The 14,037-nt window shown below is 35.5% G+C and carries 13 protein-coding genes; 2 read left to right on the forward strand and 11 right to left on the reverse strand.

Going from position 1 to position 14,037, the window contains the following annotated elements; genetic code table 11:
- Nucleotides 1–3 precede the first annotated feature (3 nt).
- Complete coding sequence (locus tag GQN54_RS05685; RefSeq protein ID WP_160632550.1) at nucleotides 4–687, reverse strand: hypothetical protein; 684 nt, start codon at nucleotides 685–687, stop codon at nucleotides 4–6.
- 53 nt (nucleotides 688–740) lie between these two features.
- Between GQN54_RS05685 and GQN54_RS05690 the strand changes: the two genes are divergently transcribed.
- A complete protein-coding gene (locus GQN54_RS05690) occupies nucleotides 741–923 on the forward strand; it encodes a hypothetical protein (RefSeq protein ID WP_160632551.1) in 183 nt (60 codons plus the stop codon).
- Nucleotides 924–951: 28 nt separating this feature from the next.
- Here GQN54_RS05690 and GQN54_RS05695 read toward each other — a convergent pair whose 3' ends face one another.
- The 9 genes from GQN54_RS05695 to aceB form a co-directional block, all read right to left on the reverse strand.
- Nucleotides 952–1,152 carry a hypothetical protein gene (locus GQN54_RS05695; protein ID WP_160632552.1) on the reverse strand — a complete coding sequence of 67 codons (201 nt, stop codon included), beginning with the start codon at nucleotides 1,150–1,152 and terminating at the stop codon, nucleotides 952–954.
- A 134-nt stretch (nucleotides 1,153–1,286) separates the two neighbouring features.
- A complete protein-coding gene (locus GQN54_RS05700; RefSeq protein WP_160632553.1) occupies nucleotides 1,287–3,905 on the reverse strand; it encodes a DUF5686 family protein in 2,619 nt (872 codons plus the stop codon).
- 273 nt (nucleotides 3,906–4,178) lie between these two features.
- Nucleotides 4,179–4,634 carry a DinB family protein gene (locus tag GQN54_RS05705; RefSeq protein ID WP_160632554.1) on the reverse strand — a complete coding sequence of 152 codons (456 nt, stop codon included), beginning with the start codon at nucleotides 4,632–4,634 and terminating at the stop codon, nucleotides 4,179–4,181.
- A 213-nt stretch (nucleotides 4,635–4,847) separates the two neighbouring features.
- Nucleotides 4,848–5,378 (reverse strand): YceI family protein, encoded by a 531-nt coding sequence (locus GQN54_RS05710; protein ID WP_160632555.1) that lies wholly within the window; start codon nucleotides 5,376–5,378, stop codon nucleotides 4,848–4,850.
- A gap of 29 nt (nucleotides 5,379–5,407) precedes the next feature.
- Nucleotides 5,408–6,121 carry a pirin family protein gene (locus tag GQN54_RS05715; protein ID WP_160632724.1) on the reverse strand — a complete coding sequence of 238 codons (714 nt, stop codon included), beginning with the start codon at nucleotides 6,119–6,121 and terminating at the stop codon, nucleotides 5,408–5,410.
- A gap of 258 nt (nucleotides 6,122–6,379) precedes the next feature.
- A complete protein-coding gene (locus tag GQN54_RS05720; RefSeq protein ID WP_160632556.1) occupies nucleotides 6,380–7,255 on the reverse strand; it encodes a helix-turn-helix domain-containing protein in 876 nt (291 codons plus the stop codon).
- A gap of 131 nt (nucleotides 7,256–7,386) precedes the next feature.
- The gene (locus GQN54_RS05725; protein WP_160632557.1) at nucleotides 7,387–8,448 is read right to left on the reverse strand and encodes a 3-oxoacyl-ACP synthase III family protein; all 1,062 of its coding nucleotides are present in this window, start codon (nucleotides 8,446–8,448) and stop codon (nucleotides 7,387–7,389) included.
- 123 nt (nucleotides 8,449–8,571) lie between these two features.
- Nucleotides 8,572–10,167 carry an isocitrate lyase gene (locus tag GQN54_RS05730; protein ID WP_160632558.1) on the reverse strand — a complete coding sequence of 532 codons (1,596 nt, stop codon included), beginning with the start codon at nucleotides 10,165–10,167 and terminating at the stop codon, nucleotides 8,572–8,574.
- A 73-nt stretch (nucleotides 10,168–10,240) separates the two neighbouring features.
- Nucleotides 10,241–11,839, reverse strand: coding sequence for a malate synthase A (gene aceB, locus GQN54_RS05735; RefSeq protein WP_160632559.1), 1,599 nt, complete (start codon nucleotides 11,837–11,839; stop codon nucleotides 10,241–10,243).
- 120 nt (nucleotides 11,840–11,959) lie between these two features.
- Between aceB and GQN54_RS05740 the strand changes: the two genes are divergently transcribed.
- Nucleotides 11,960–13,435, forward strand: a complete 1,476-nt coding sequence (locus tag GQN54_RS05740; protein ID WP_160632560.1) for a helix-turn-helix domain-containing protein — start codon at nucleotides 11,960–11,962, stop codon at nucleotides 13,433–13,435.
- A gap of 18 nt (nucleotides 13,436–13,453) precedes the next feature.
- Here the strand turns inward: GQN54_RS05740 and GQN54_RS05745 are convergent, their stop codons facing one another.
- Nucleotides 13,454–13,981, reverse strand: a complete 528-nt coding sequence (locus tag GQN54_RS05745) for a DUF4833 domain-containing protein (RefSeq protein ID WP_160632561.1) — start codon at nucleotides 13,979–13,981, stop codon at nucleotides 13,454–13,456.
- Between the last annotated feature and the right edge of the window lie 56 nt (nucleotides 13,982–14,037).

Below are 14,037 nucleotides of genomic sequence, written 5' to 3' on the forward strand. Positions count from 1 at the left end.
GTTTCAATTGTTTGTGGTTGTTATTGATTTTCGTTTTCCCTTAAACTCAGTCTGAAGCATTTCGTGAGTTCGTGAAAGAAAGCATATGTTTTTTATTGAACCGATTTCAATAAAAATTTCTTCTTGCTTACGCTCGGTCTTAATTAAAATTCTATGTTCAAATTGATGTTGTAAATCTTGTGTCTTTGTAAATAAAGTTGCATCAACAGTACCTTCTTGCTTAAAATTTAAATACGATGTTAATTTACCTTCAAATGGATAATTCAGCTCTGTTAGACTGCTTTTCACTCGGCCTAAGAATATATTAGGTTCTTTTATTACCAACGCATATTCTCCAAATTCCATCATTCGATCATCTATTTTGTGGATGTCTGTCTTGTTGAAACAATCAGAAGTTAAAGCGTATGAAGAAAAGCAAAAGAATGGGTCGTCCGTGAAATTAATAATTGTTCCTTTTGTGTTAGGAACGGGTGTGAATGAGCCTTTACCCAAAACTGGATGGTTATATTCTATTTTAGAAAATTGTCCATTTACAATGTTAAATGCTCCTTCGAACTTATCACCACGTTCTTTTTGTATTGATTGAGCAAAGGAATCTAATGCACCAAATCTCATTTGTCCTTTGTGCATCAGACTTTCTAAATGTTCCTTTTCTCCAAACTTTATTAAAGCAAATATCTTAGTCATTTATTTGAATATGGTTGTTTGCACGGTTTTTTAATAGCCCAAAACAAGTTGATATGACGGACAAAGTGCGTCATATTCCTATTTTAAATTATTTCTTTAAATCTATTATTCAATCCAAAAAAAAGAAGATTCATCATCTCCTTTTAATTGAACGAATTACGAAACCCGAAGATAGTATAAAAAACAATACAAAAGAGTGGGAGCGTATGAAAATTAATGGGTTGGGAGAATACTGAGAAGTGTTAAAGGAAACACCCACAAGTATTACCCTTTTTTTCGAATGATCATGACTAAACCAATCAAAAAGATGATTCCACTAACAATGAGTGGTGTCCAATCAGCTTTGCTCACTGCTATATCAATGCCTAAGAAGCTAAAGCTTTCTGAATCTTGAATCGCTTGGAAGCCGAATAATAGGGTTCCAACTAGTCCAATAATTAATAAAATGGTTCCAACAGCTTTCATAATTTAAGTTTTAAGGTTTTGTAAACTACAAGATAATAAAAAATTAAAAGCGCTGATAAAGGGACTTATAAATCAAAGGGGCATTGTAATTTTTAGGCTACAACATGTTGAGTATTGATGTAAATGCTTCACTATTACTGCAAGAAGTAAAAGGCAACTTTAACGGCGACTCTTTCAAATTGAGCATCTTCAAAAGATGCGAATACTCCCGCGTCCATCAAATAAAAGATTTGGGTTAACGAAAGTCCTAACTCTGCATAATGAATGTTTCGATCGGAGTACAGGTAGCCAAACTCCAACTTTTCATCCATATTGGTTCTGTTCAAAAACGGTAGAAATTTCAACAATAAGTGGTCATTTTCAATCGAAAAATGACTTTCTAGGTAGTAATCTTTGGTATTAAATCCATAGTAATCCAACAATCGAAACCCATTGATTTTAGGATTGTCAATCACAAAAGTAGGGGCTGTATTGAAATTCTGATAATCGGCAAAATAGATGGAATTGGTATTGAAAAAACGACCTGCTTCAAAATAGTAGTTCACCTTATCCAACAGTAGGAAAGGAAAGGTCTGCTGCACCGAAATTTTAATCAAATCGTAGTCTGCTTGGCTATTGAATACGTTTTCAATCCCTTTTCGATAACCGATTCCAAAAGTAGGGTAGTTGGACTCTAAAAGCACCTTTTGATTGTCTTTAAAGGTGTAGAACTGTCTTGGAGTCCATTCCAATTTAGCTCGAAAAGTGACCGCTGTATTATTTCGGATTAATTTCGGATTATTCGTTACTTCTATGTTCTCCGGAACATTCGGAGTGTATTCTTTATTGGTGATGTCGAGCAACTTAAAGTCTGAATTGTTGGAGAGTGCTTGACGGTAGGCATATTCTCCACCTAAGCTAAAAACCAAACCATTGATGACATCTATCTGATGGTCCATTTTAACGAAATCGTGTTGAAACAGTTTCTTCACGTTTCCTGTAAAGAAAGTGGTAGAAATGGTGTTCAAACGATCTGAAATGGGGTCGTTTTGGTTAAAACCAGTCGTTCTTCTACCTCCTGAAATATGGATGAGTCCTCTTTTCTCTTTATTGTACTGCGATTTAATTTCCAATCTACCTGTATAGGTTTTTCGAGCCACTGCATATCCCACAATAGGTGTAATAGTAATGAACTTGTCTCTTCGGTTGTCCCAAGTATAATCGAGTAGCGATTTGACCGGTAAAAATCCGTCTACGGTGTTGTAGTAGGGGAAGGCACCAATTAATAAACCCTTTGGCTCAAAGATGTGCTTTTTGTTTTTACTGATTATTTTATCATTGAAGAGAAACAGGTCTTTAAGCAAGCTGGGTTGTGCAGTACTTTCAGACTCATTTTTGGCGACCTTTTCATTCGAACGAATGGATTTAAAAGTTTCCAACTCTTTATCTGAGAGAGGAATCTGTCTCACAGCCTTCCATGCGCTATCGGATTGATTAAAGGCACTATCCGAATAGTTGATGCTATGAATGAATTTCACTTCCATCGATCTGGTCTTATCGTTCCGTTCCCTCTTTTTTTGCAGCTTTTTGATTAATCGAACAAGCTTATAGGTTTCTCTATTGGTCAATGTTTCCTTAGTGATGAGCTGCTCTATTTTATGCTGTTCTGCACTGTTGTTGAGTAGGATATTCGACTCGTAGTTTTCCAAATTACCTTTTGTTGCCTCATAATTTTGATCAATGCTCGCATCTATTTTATAATCCGTTTGAACGGTTAAATTACTCAGGCTTGCTAGGTAGTTCAATTGAAACCGTAGGCCTAATCCCTTTCCTGAAACTTTTATGAGGTGGTTGGTAGGCATCCAAACCAACGGCTTTATTTCATTGTAACGTTGTTTGTATTCCACTTGGAAATACTGCTTTTGGAGCACCACATCCACATGATTGATGTTCCATAAACCTTCATTGATGTATAAAAATCCTTTAATTAGGTAGCTTCCTTTCCGTTTTGGGATAATTTTAATTTTGTGAATGGTGCTGTTGTCTTCAATGTAACTGCCTTGGTATTCAAATTTATAGACTTTAAAGGCATTTCTACTTATTGGGTTAATGACTTCTTGTCCCCCTAATTGATAAAAGTCCAAATTGATATAGGAAGGAATTGCCTTGGTAGTGTCTATTAAGTCAGCTTTTTTAAAACTATACTTTTCTTTCACCGTGTTGGGACTGGTGTAAGAATAGTTCAAGATACTTTCAACCAAATCACCTGTTTGTACTTCTCCCAATCCTTCTTTTTCTGCAAACTTTTTAATGAGGTTGGGAATATTATCTACATCAGAAAACCCGCGAATATATAAGTCTGATTGATACCCTTCAATTTGTTTTTGATAATATTGAGCCATAACGATGGCTTTTCTCATAATGTTATAGGAAGGGTCTTCAACAATTGCACTTTCATTTTCGTTAGGAAAAAGATAGGAGATTGGGTTTAACTGAATCTGCAGTTGAGCTGAATTTCCATCCATAGAGATGGCTTGACTTTCGTATCCAACGCTTTGAATGTTGACTTTATAATCTCCACACTTTACAGGAATATCAAAACGACCATTAATATTGGCCATGGAAGCCGTTGCTAGTTCTTGTATAAAGATATTGGCGTAGGGGATGGGTTCTCCTTTCTCGTCTGTAATAATACCTTTTAGATTGCAGCTATTTTGCGAAAAGCTTACCGAACAGGCAGTTATTAGTAAAAAGAGAAAGAATGTTTGTTTCATTTATTGGTTTAAGCAAAAGAAGGTCCAAATTACAGGTTTTAGAGCGATCTTAATAAACATTATCCTGATTTATTGAAGAGAGGAGAGAATTACATGATTGAGTTATTAATTGGGTGGTTCTATAAAGCTCAAATGGATGGTTTGTTTTTGCTTGATTGTTGTGTTTAGGTAACTATACATTAGTACTAGAAACTCTCTTTTTACTTCTTTATATCTTCTGATGCCTATATAGTCGCAGCATTTTATTCTAAAAGTGGTTGAACTATTTTCTACTTATAAAGCAATTGGCTTTCTTTTATAAAATATATAATCGGTGACTATACTAGGAATTCCACTACTTTTTAGATCTGAAATCAGTTGTCCTCTATGGTGTGAGTGATGGTTCGAAATGTGGAATAAGATATCTGCAACCGCATTAGAGAAGGGCTCGCCTTTAGAGTTATTGTATTCAATAACTTTTTCAAGATTGGTGGAATCTATTATTTCAATAGTGGAATGATAATTAGCGGTATCAAATTTTGAAATATTTTCTAAAGAATGTGTTTCAAAAACTCCGAAGGGTTGGGTACCATTAATTCGTGCATTCCAAATCTGGTGAGCATTGATAGAGTGGGAAATTAGGCCCAATGACCTTTCAGTGACAAGATGCTGGTAATCCATCAATAATTTTACAATGGCTTGATTGGTCGCATGGTGATAATTATAGAGATCTTTAAAATAGTGCTTCATATAACTCATTGTTAAAAGGATACTAATGATGACTAATATAAGCATCTAGTGGATTGCTTCATTCAATCCCATTTATTTTTCTTACCACTTTTACAATTTAGAAGTAGGAAGGAGAAAACAAAGTAGTTGTTTTCATAAAAATAGCCTACCAAAAGTACATCTAATGGTAGGCTTCACAGTTGTTCAACGTATTGTTTTTGTTGTATAGTCAGTCTATTGATCAGCTTGTTTTACAAATTGGGCATCGATGAGCAGTTTGACTTTATCAGATACGACAATACTACCTGCTTCAGTTACAGCGCTCCAAGTTAAATCAAAATCCTTACGGTTAATTTCACCTCTTATTTCAAAACCTGCTTTTGTTTGTCCATAAGGATCTACCGCAATACCATTAAAATCAACGGAAAGTGTAACTTTTTGGGTTTTGTTTCTAATGGTTAATTCACCGATTAATTCCTCACCATCAAACGATTCGGATTGAAAAGTCATTTCTGGAAATTCAGCTGAGTTGAAGAAGTCATCTGATTGTAGATGAGCATCTCTATCTTTATTTTTAGTGTTTACTGAAGCTGTTTTAGCACTAAACCTAATGGTCGCATTTTTAAAGCTGTCATCAGCGGTTTCAACTGTGGCATCAAATTCATCAAAATGACCTGTTACGGTGGAAATCATCATGTGTTTTACTTTAAACGCTACTTCTGAGTGCGTTTGATCAATCTTCCAGTTGTTATTATACGTATTCATGTGGTTCTATATTTAATTAAAATTATATTTTACAGATTCATTGGGACTTCTATTAATAATACGCGCGCACGATCAATGGCATTTACTTGTAAATTCGGGGTGTCCCATATTCCCATACCATCTCTTTTGTTGAGTTGCTCTCCGTTAACTTCTACCGAGCCTTCAAGGATGAACACATATACTCCGTTGCCAGTCTTTTTTATTTCATAGTTGTCGGATTTACCTTTTTCAAATTTTCCGATGTGAAACCATGCGTCTTGGTTGATCCAAACTCCTTGATCTTCTTTGTATGGGGAGAGTACTTGATAGAATTGATTGGTTTTTTCAATGTCTCGAATTGAAATCTGATCATATCGAGGTGTTACGTTTTTAGTTTTTGGGAAAATCCATATTTGTAGAAATTGGACTTTCTTATCTTTATTCTTGTTGTATTCACTATGGTAGATTCCTGTGCCTGCGCTCAATACTTGTACATCTCCTTCTTTTATAACTGCGACATTTCCCATGCTGTCCTTATGTTCAAGGTCGCCTTCTAGAGGAATTGAAATAATTTCCATATTGTCGTGTGGATGGGTTCCGAAGCCCATACCAGGACTAACTTGATCGTCATTGAGCACTCGAAGCACTCCAAAATTCATCCGCTCTGGGTGACGGTAGTTGGCAAAACTAAAAGTGTGATGCGTGTCCAGCCATCCATGGTTTGCATGTCCTCTTGTAGCGGCTTTGTGTATGATTCTATTCATGGTTTTATTTTCTTTATTGGGGATATGATTAAAGCCAACCTGATCGACGAGTTCATCGTAAGTAGATGTTGTAGACAATGCATCTTTTGCTTGGAGCCATTGAGGAGCAATAGCTCCAATAAGACCTGTCAATATCGACTTTTTGATAAATTCTTTTCGTTCCATAAGACTTTGTTAAAATTATTGAGACAAAGTTGGGACTAAATAGAGTTCCTCAAAATATGAGAAATCGGTTAAGGCTTATGAAAATCCGATATTCTAAGAAAGGTGTTCTTTATTCCTGAATTGAGTAGGAGAGAGCGACGTACATTTTTTGAAGAATGCACTGAAATTAGCAGGTTCACTAAAGCCTAATTCAAAGCCAATTTCTTTATTCGATAAATCAGAGAAAAACAACAACCGTTTAGCTGCTGTAATAATTCTAGTCTGAATATATTCTTTAGCAGTTTTTCCGATACTTGATTTCACAATTCGATTTAAGTGATCGGGAGTAATGTGAAGTTTTTCAGCATAGTAAGAGGTCGAGTGTTCCTCCTTATAGGATTCATTTACGAGGTTCCTAAAAGCTTTTAAAGTGAAATTACCTGTGCTATCAATGCTGGAGTCCAATGGGTTTATGGCGCAAATATTATTGCATTCTATTAATAATAATTTGAGAAAGGCACCAATCGATAACTCTTTCATATTGCTTTCACTTTTGTGCAGCGCATATATTTCATGTCCGAATTTAAGAATCTTCTCAAATTGCTCTTTAGGCGGAAGGAGTGGAGGACTCTGACCGTAATTGTGGAATAAGTTTAAGCTTTCAATGAAGGACAATGGAATTGAATTTTCAATTAAAAATTCCGTTGAAAAAGTCATGGCGTAACCTGAGGATTGCTCATGTTCAATAACTTGATGTACTTGCCCCGGAGCGACAAAGTATATTTGTTGGTTGCCCATCTGGTATTCATTGAAATCAATTCTATGCACCCCATTGGCTTTATTGACTACCAAAACCGTATAAAAATTGTGTCTATGCGGCTCGTCTACCTGTCCGTTTCTTTTGACATATATATCTTCCATTTTAGAAATACTAAAACTGACGAATGCATCGTTTGGATTGACTTTCTTATAGGTTTTAATGGTGTCCATGTATAAGTTGAAACGCGTTTAAGATGGTAGAAAATTACACATGAAAATGATATGCTAAGAGTCAATTCGGTTATCATCCAAAAAAAAAGGAGTTAGTTTCAACCAACTCCTTTGAAATTTAGTTAATGATATCAATATCGATAAACTACTGCATTGACATTCATTCCAGCACCAACTGAGGCAATTAAGAGTACATCCCCTTCCGCAATTTGATGTCCTTTCAACTGGTTTTTCAAAATCAAATCCAACAATGTAGGAACTGTGGCGACAGAACTGTTTCCTAGTTTATGGATACTCATAGGCATTATGTTCTCAGGCATCTGCTTATCATACAACAGATAGAAGCGTTTGATGATGGCTTCGTCCATTTTTTCATTGGCCTGATGAATCAATATTTTACTAATTGCATCTATAGCCACACCACTTCGATCAACAGCTGTTTTCATGGCCAAGGGAACGTTGTTCAGAGCAAACTCGTATATTTTCCTTCCATGCATTTTAATGTATTTGGTTTCTTGATTTTCAGAAGGATTGTACGAACTCCCATAAAACAAATAATAGGCCTCATCCAATGTAAATGATTGGTTGGCTGAACTTAATATTCCACTATTACTGTTCTCATTTTTTTCCAAAATACAAGCGCCAGCACCATCAGAATAAATCATAGAATCTCGATCAAAAGGATCGACTACCCGTGATAACGTTTCAGTACCTACAATCAAACATTTAGAGGCCATTCCTGCTTTAATGAAAGCGTCTGCCTGTATTACACCCTGCAACCATCCGGGGCATCCAAAAATTACATCGTAAGCTACACAGTTAGGGTTTTTAATTTTCAAATTATACTTAATTCTAGAGGCAATGCTGGGTAACATATCAATCTGTGTATTCCCTTGGCTAACATCACCAAAATTTTGTCCAACGATGATATAGTCTAGTTCTTCTGGGTTAATACCAGAATTCTTTATTGCCCTTTCTGCAGCTATCGTCCCTATATCACTTGATTGTAAATCACTAGATACATATCTGCGCTCTTCAATTCCTGTAATCGCTTGAAACTTTTTGATAATTATTTCATTAGAGTTAGGAATCTTCAACTGTTGCTCATCAAAAAAATCATGAGAGAGAAAGTCTTCATTCTTTTGAATTATCGTAGGGATGTAACTTCCAGTCCCGGTTATTTTATTTTGCATTGAAACGTCATTTTAATTAAAGATATGCTCTTTTCTTCACACTGTATTGATTGGTTTTAATTATCGGACAATACAAATGATATAAAAAGGATTCTATCCGACTATTACTTCATCGAAGATTTGTTATGCAGCATTGGTTTCGAACTGATTTGAGGTGTTTTTTTCACCGCCTGCTTTCATCGCTTTCTCTCCTGCAAAGAATGTTTTATGATCGTCACCTAAATCTGAACCAGCCATTCTTTGATGTTTCACACAAGATACTCCTTTTCTAATTTCTTGACGTTGAACACCTTTTACATATGCTAGCATACCTTCTTCAGCAAAATATCCTGCTGTTAAGTCATTCATATGTAGGGCGGTGGTGTGATAAGTAGGTAGTGTAATCAAGTGATGAAAAATTCCGGCTACCCTTGCACCGTCACTTTGAAAAGTTCTAATTTTTTCATCTGCTAATCGACATAATTCAGAACCATCGTAAATGGCGTCCATCAAATTGGCTTTATCGTATTGAGCTACTTCCTTACCAGAAGTTAATAATTCTTCGTAGGCCTGCTTTCTAAAATTCAGTGTCCAATTGAACGATGGAGAGTTGTTGTAAACTAATTTAGCATTTGGAATCACTTCTCTGATGCGATTGACCATGTGTGCAATTTGCTGAACATTGGGGGTGGGAGTTTCAATCCATAGCAGATCGGCTCCATTTTGAAGACTGCTAATGCCATCTAGCACAACACGGTCGATATTACTTCCTTCTTTAAATTTATATAATCCGTTGGGTAGTCGAACAGGGCGAACTAATCTTCCATTTCTTTTTAACAAAACGTCGTCTTCCTTTGCTTCGTGTATACCGATTTCCTCTGCTTCAATAAAAGCTAAATATTGCGCTGCTAAATCTCCTGGTTCTTGGCTTACAGGTAGTTTTTGAGTTAACCCAGCTCCTTCAGAGTCGGTTCTAGCCACTATTATACCTTCAGTAACTCCTAATTCTAGAAAGGCATACCTAATGGCATTTAACTTGGCGATAAAATCCTCGTGAGGAACTGTTACTTTTCCGTCTTGATGACCGCATTGCTTGGCGTCAGAGACTTGATTTTCAATTTGTATAGCACAAGCCCCTGCTTGAATCATTTGCTTGGCCAATAGATAGGTAGCTTCTTCATTTCCAAATCCCGCATCTATATCTGCAATGATGGGTACAATGTGAGTTTCAAAATTATCGATTTGATCTTGTACGTCTTCACCCTGTTTTAATCTTCTAAATAAATCGTTCAGCTCAATTGCATCAGCCTGACGTAGGAAGTCGTAAATTTCTTTAATTAATGCAGGTACAGCTGTTTTTTCATGCATGGATTGATCAGGAAGTGGTCCAAATTCTGAACGAAGAGCTGCAACCATCCAACCAGAAAGGTAGAGGTATTTTTTTTCAGTGGTTCCATGATGTTTTTTGATGGCTATCATGTTTTGCTGAGCGATGAAACCATGCCAGCAACCTAGAGACTGAGTATATTGGGTTGGGTCGGCATCGTATGCTGCCATATCTTTTCTCATAAGAGCAGCAGTATAGTTGGCAATGTCTAAACCAGTTTTGAACTTGTTTTGAGCCATCATTCTGGCGGCATTTTCTGGATCTATTGAATTCCAAGTGGATCCATATTTTTCTTTCAGATTTCTTACTGCTTCTAGAGCGGAGTCATAATTACTTTGTGCTAAATTTTTCATAATTTTGAAATACGTTATTGATTAATAATAATTAGATCCTGTTAATTGTTGCCGCAATTGCAGGATTGCTTTTTTATAGGTACTTATAAGCAGGAAGAGTCAGAAATTCTTCAAATTCATCCGATAGAACTAGCTTGTCAAAAAGTTCAAATGCCAATATAAATCTTGTTTTAGGAATTTCATTTTTACCTACTGATGAAATAATTTTATCTACCTCATCGTGATAAAGTTCCATGTATAATTTCATATTAAACTTCCTTCCGTCGTCCAATACAACTTCATTTCTAAGCCATTGCCATACTTGTGTTCTGGAGATTTCAGCAGTCGCAGCATCTTCCATTAAGTGATAAAGTGCTACTGCTCCATATCCTCTCAACCAGGCTTCCGTATATAAAATTCCAATGTTTATATTTTTACGAATGCCTGCTTCGGTCACTGTTCCCTGTGGTAGTTCTACTAAGTCAGCTTCTGTAACTGTTAAATCGTTTAATGAAACCTCTAGTTGATTGGAGGTGGGCATGTGCTTATTGAATTCTTGCATGGCTACTTCCACCAAAGCAGGGTGTGCTACCCACGTGCCATCGTGTCCGTTCATCACCTCTCTTTCTTTGTCTTTTCGTACTTTTTCTAAAGCTTTATTATTAGCTCCCTCATCGTTCTTGATTGGAATTTGAGCGGCCATTCCTCCAATAGCTAATATTCCTCTTTTGTGACAGCGCTGAATCACTAGTTTAGAATAGGCCTCCATAAATGGGGTCGTCATAGTGACTTGATCTCTATCTGGAACAACAAAATTCGTGTGATTTCTAAACTTTTTGATGTAGGAAAAAATATAATCCCATCTACCACAGTTAAGTCCTACTATGTGGTCCTTTAACTCATAGATAAATTCATCCAATTGAAAACTTGCTGTGATAGTTTCGATTAAAACTGTCGCTTTGAAAGTTCCAACAGGGACACTAAGATAATTTTGAGCAAAAACAAATACTTCATTCCACCATCTTGCTTCTAGGTAATGTTCCAGTTTTGGGAGGTAAAAATAGGGGGCTGTATTGTTCTTCAAAAGGGTTTTTGTATTATGGTATACATATAATCCAAAATCGACTAAACTACCTGAAATTTCTACGCCATCAATCAGTAAGTGTTTTTCATTCAAGTGTAATCCTCTAGGTCTAACTATCAATACAGCCGTGTTGGATTTTAGCTGATATACCTTGTTTTTGGCCGGTTCAACCAAGGAAATTGTTTTTAAACTGGCATCTATCAAGTTTTGTTGACCCTCCATTACATTTTTCCATGTTGGGGCATTACTATCTTCTAAATCAGCCATAAAAGTTTTAGCTCCTGAATTCAGCGCATTGATAATCATTTTACGATCAATCGGTCCAGTAATTTCTACCCTTCTATCTTGAAGGTCGTGCGGGATGTTTTTTGCAGTCCAATCACTATCTCTAATATGTTTGGTTTCTCTAGGGAATTCTGGGTATTTACCAGTATCAAATACTTTTTGTTGATTGTTTCGCCTATCTAATAATTTTAGACGTGCTTCATTAAAATTTTGGTGTAAAGCAGTTAAAAATGTTAAGGCCTCTTCTGTTAGAATATTTGGATACTTGTTACTGACCTCTTTAGAAAATTTTATCGTTGAACGATTGAATACTATTGAATCCATTTGAGCTAATTTTTGTTTCAACAATATTAAATCAAAAAAATCAAAATTCCTAGCGAACGTTCGTTAAAAGTATATTTTCGCAAAAAAATATAGTTCGCAAAAAAGCTTATATTTGAATCTATGCAGGAAGATTATATCAAGATTATATTTGGCTTAAAACTAAAGCAGATAAGGGCTGAGAAGAATTTGTCTTTATTCGGATTATCTAAACTTTCAGGATTGTCAAAGTCTTATTTAAATGAAATAGAGAATGGGAAAAAGTATCCAAAACCAGATAAAATCTCCATTCTGTCTGAGAAATTAGATGTTCCCTACGACCAAATGGTGTCTTTAAAGCTAGATAAAAACTTAGCACCCATAGGAGATTTATTACAATCTAAGATTCTGAAAGAAATCCCATTGGACTTATTTGGAATTAAAGAAAGTACATTGATTGATATCGTAGCCAATGCTCCTGCAAAAGTAAATGCATTTATCAGTACAATTATCGAAATCGCTCAAAACTATAGTTTTAGTAGAGAGAGTTTTTTCTTGGCTTCAGTGCGATCTTTTCAACAGGCCAATAACAACTATTTTGATGAGTTGGAGCAGCAAGTGTTAAAATTTGTGGAGGCCTATCAAATTGACTTTAAACAACCGATAACCTCTTCAGAATTGGAAGAGATTTTAGTGGAAGAGTATGGTTATTCCATACAGTCGAATGAGTTGGACAAGTATGAAGCTTTAGGAACGTTGAGAACGGTTTTTATTCCAAGGACGAAGACCTTATTGTTAGCTAATGCGATAGATGAAGCCCAACGCACTTTTATTTATGCAAAAGAAATTGCCTATAATTTTCTAAACATTTCAGATCGACTCTATACATTTCCTTGGATTAAGTTTGATTCTTTTGATCAGGTGTTGAATAATTTTTATGCATCCTATTTTGCTGGAGCTTTAATTCTATCCAAAGAAAAATTGTCACGTCAACTAACAGAAATATTTGAAAAGAAAACTTTTGATACGACTTTATTCTTGAAAGCCATTAATGATTTTAATGCTTCACCAGAATCATTTTACCAAAGGTTGACCAATATCTTACCAAAAGAGTTCAACATCCAAAACCTTTATTTTTTAAGATTTACTCATGAAGCCGGGAGTGATGTCTATAACTTAAAAAAAGAGTTGCATTTATCGCATCAGCATTCACCACACGCCAATGAAACCAATGAATTTTACTGTAGGCGTTGGGTGTCATTACAAGTGTTGAACAGTATTAGTACTACTAAAAAGGAACATGAGTTTGCAGTTCAAATTCTTAACTATAAAAGTGATGGTTTAAAGTACCTAGTATTTTCGTCAGCGACTAAAGATCCATTTAAGGAAAACCATTACCGTAGTATTAGCATTGGGTTACTTATCAATAAACAACTACATAGAAAACTTCACTTTTTAGCTGATGAAGGAATTGTGACGAAGGACGTAGGAGTGACGTGTCAACGTTGTGCTATAGAAAATTGTGAGGTGAGAAAATCTCCTGCTACTTTATTGGAAAAGTCTATTAAAAATAAAAAAATAGAGCAAATTGTAGAAGAATTGAATCGAAAATTTAGTTGATTAAATAGCCTATCAGTTTTAGTCAAGTTTTAATTTTTCTACCACTGCCTCTCCAGACTCATAGTCTCTTCCATAAAATAAGACGTATTTAGCTTCAGTGCTCGTGTTTAAAAAGCCTTCTTCTAATTGGACAAATAGTTTTTCGATGTATAGCTTTCGTTGGTTGATTACTACATACATCTGAGGGTGTTCTCCTTTGCTAGTAGTCAAGAAAAAATGGATTTTATCTGTGGCTGCTAATCTAAATTCATAAAGTTGAGACGAATTGGCCAGTAGGGTCATGCCATAGGCCATTTTTTTCTGTATGCTTGTTAAAGGTTTTTTTACAGCTCCTTCTGTATATACAATCCTGTATTCATTGATGGGTTTTGAGGCGTCAATTTTACCTGCTCTTATATTCGCTTCATAAACATAAGTATTGTAATTGTTACTGTGCTGAATATAGAACAATTGATTTGGTGTTTTGGGTGGAGTGGGATATCCATTTTGAGCAAAACTTTGGATAAAACAGAAAGCAGCTAGAACTAGTAAGTGGACGATTTTCATTGATTATGTTAGAATTTAATAGAGAGCGTCAATTGTCAATTAAAGGACAAATTTAA

The sequence above is a fragment of the Acidiluteibacter ferrifornacis genome, assembly GCF_009909615.1.
Taxonomy (GTDB): domain Bacteria; phylum Bacteroidota; class Bacteroidia; order Flavobacteriales_E; family Vicingaceae; genus Acidiluteibacter; species Acidiluteibacter ferrifornacis.

Excerpts from the sequence above, each read along its gene's own strand:
- GQN54_RS05685 (WP_160632550.1), bottom strand. The coding sequence starts at position 687 with ATGACTAAGATATTTGCTTTAATAAAGTTTGGAGAAAAGGAACATTTA.
- GQN54_RS05720 (WP_160632556.1), bottom strand. The coding sequence starts at position 7,255 with ATGGACACCATTAAAACCTATAAGAAAGTCAATCCAAACGATGCATTC.
- GQN54_RS05725 (WP_160632557.1), bottom strand. The coding sequence starts at position 8,448 with ATGCAAAATAAAATAACCGGGACTGGAAGTTACATCCCTACGATAATT.
- GQN54_RS05710 (WP_160632555.1), bottom strand. The coding sequence starts at position 5,378 with ATGAATACGTATAATAACAACTGGAAGATTGATCAAACGCACTCAGAA.
- GQN54_RS05700 (WP_160632553.1), bottom strand. The coding sequence starts at position 3,905 with ATGAAACAAACATTCTTTCTCTTTTTACTAATAACTGCCTGTTCGGTA.
- GQN54_RS05730 (WP_160632558.1), bottom strand. The coding sequence starts at position 10,167 with ATGAAAAATTTAGCACAAAGTAATTATGACTCCGCTCTAGAAGCAGTA.
- GQN54_RS05715 (WP_160632724.1), bottom strand. The coding sequence starts at position 6,121 with ATGAATAGAATCATACACAAAGCCGCTACAAGAGGACATGCAAACCAT.
- GQN54_RS05705 (WP_160632554.1), bottom strand. The coding sequence starts at position 4,634 with ATGAAGCACTATTTTAAAGATCTCTATAATTATCACCATGCGACCAAT.
- GQN54_RS05695 (WP_160632552.1), bottom strand. The coding sequence starts at position 1,152 with ATGAAAGCTGTTGGAACCATTTTATTAATTATTGGACTAGTTGGAACC.
- GQN54_RS05690 (WP_160632551.1), top strand. The coding sequence starts at position 741 with ATGACGGACAAAGTGCGTCATATTCCTATTTTAAATTATTTCTTTAAA.
- GQN54_RS05745 (WP_160632561.1), bottom strand. The coding sequence starts at position 13,981 with ATGAAAATCGTCCACTTACTAGTTCTAGCTGCTTTCTGTTTTATCCAA.
- aceB (WP_160632559.1), bottom strand. The coding sequence starts at position 11,839 with ATGGATTCAATAGTATTCAATCGTTCAACGATAAAATTTTCTAAAGAG.
- GQN54_RS05740 (WP_160632560.1), top strand. The coding sequence starts at position 11,960 with ATGCAGGAAGATTATATCAAGATTATATTTGGCTTAAAACTAAAGCAG.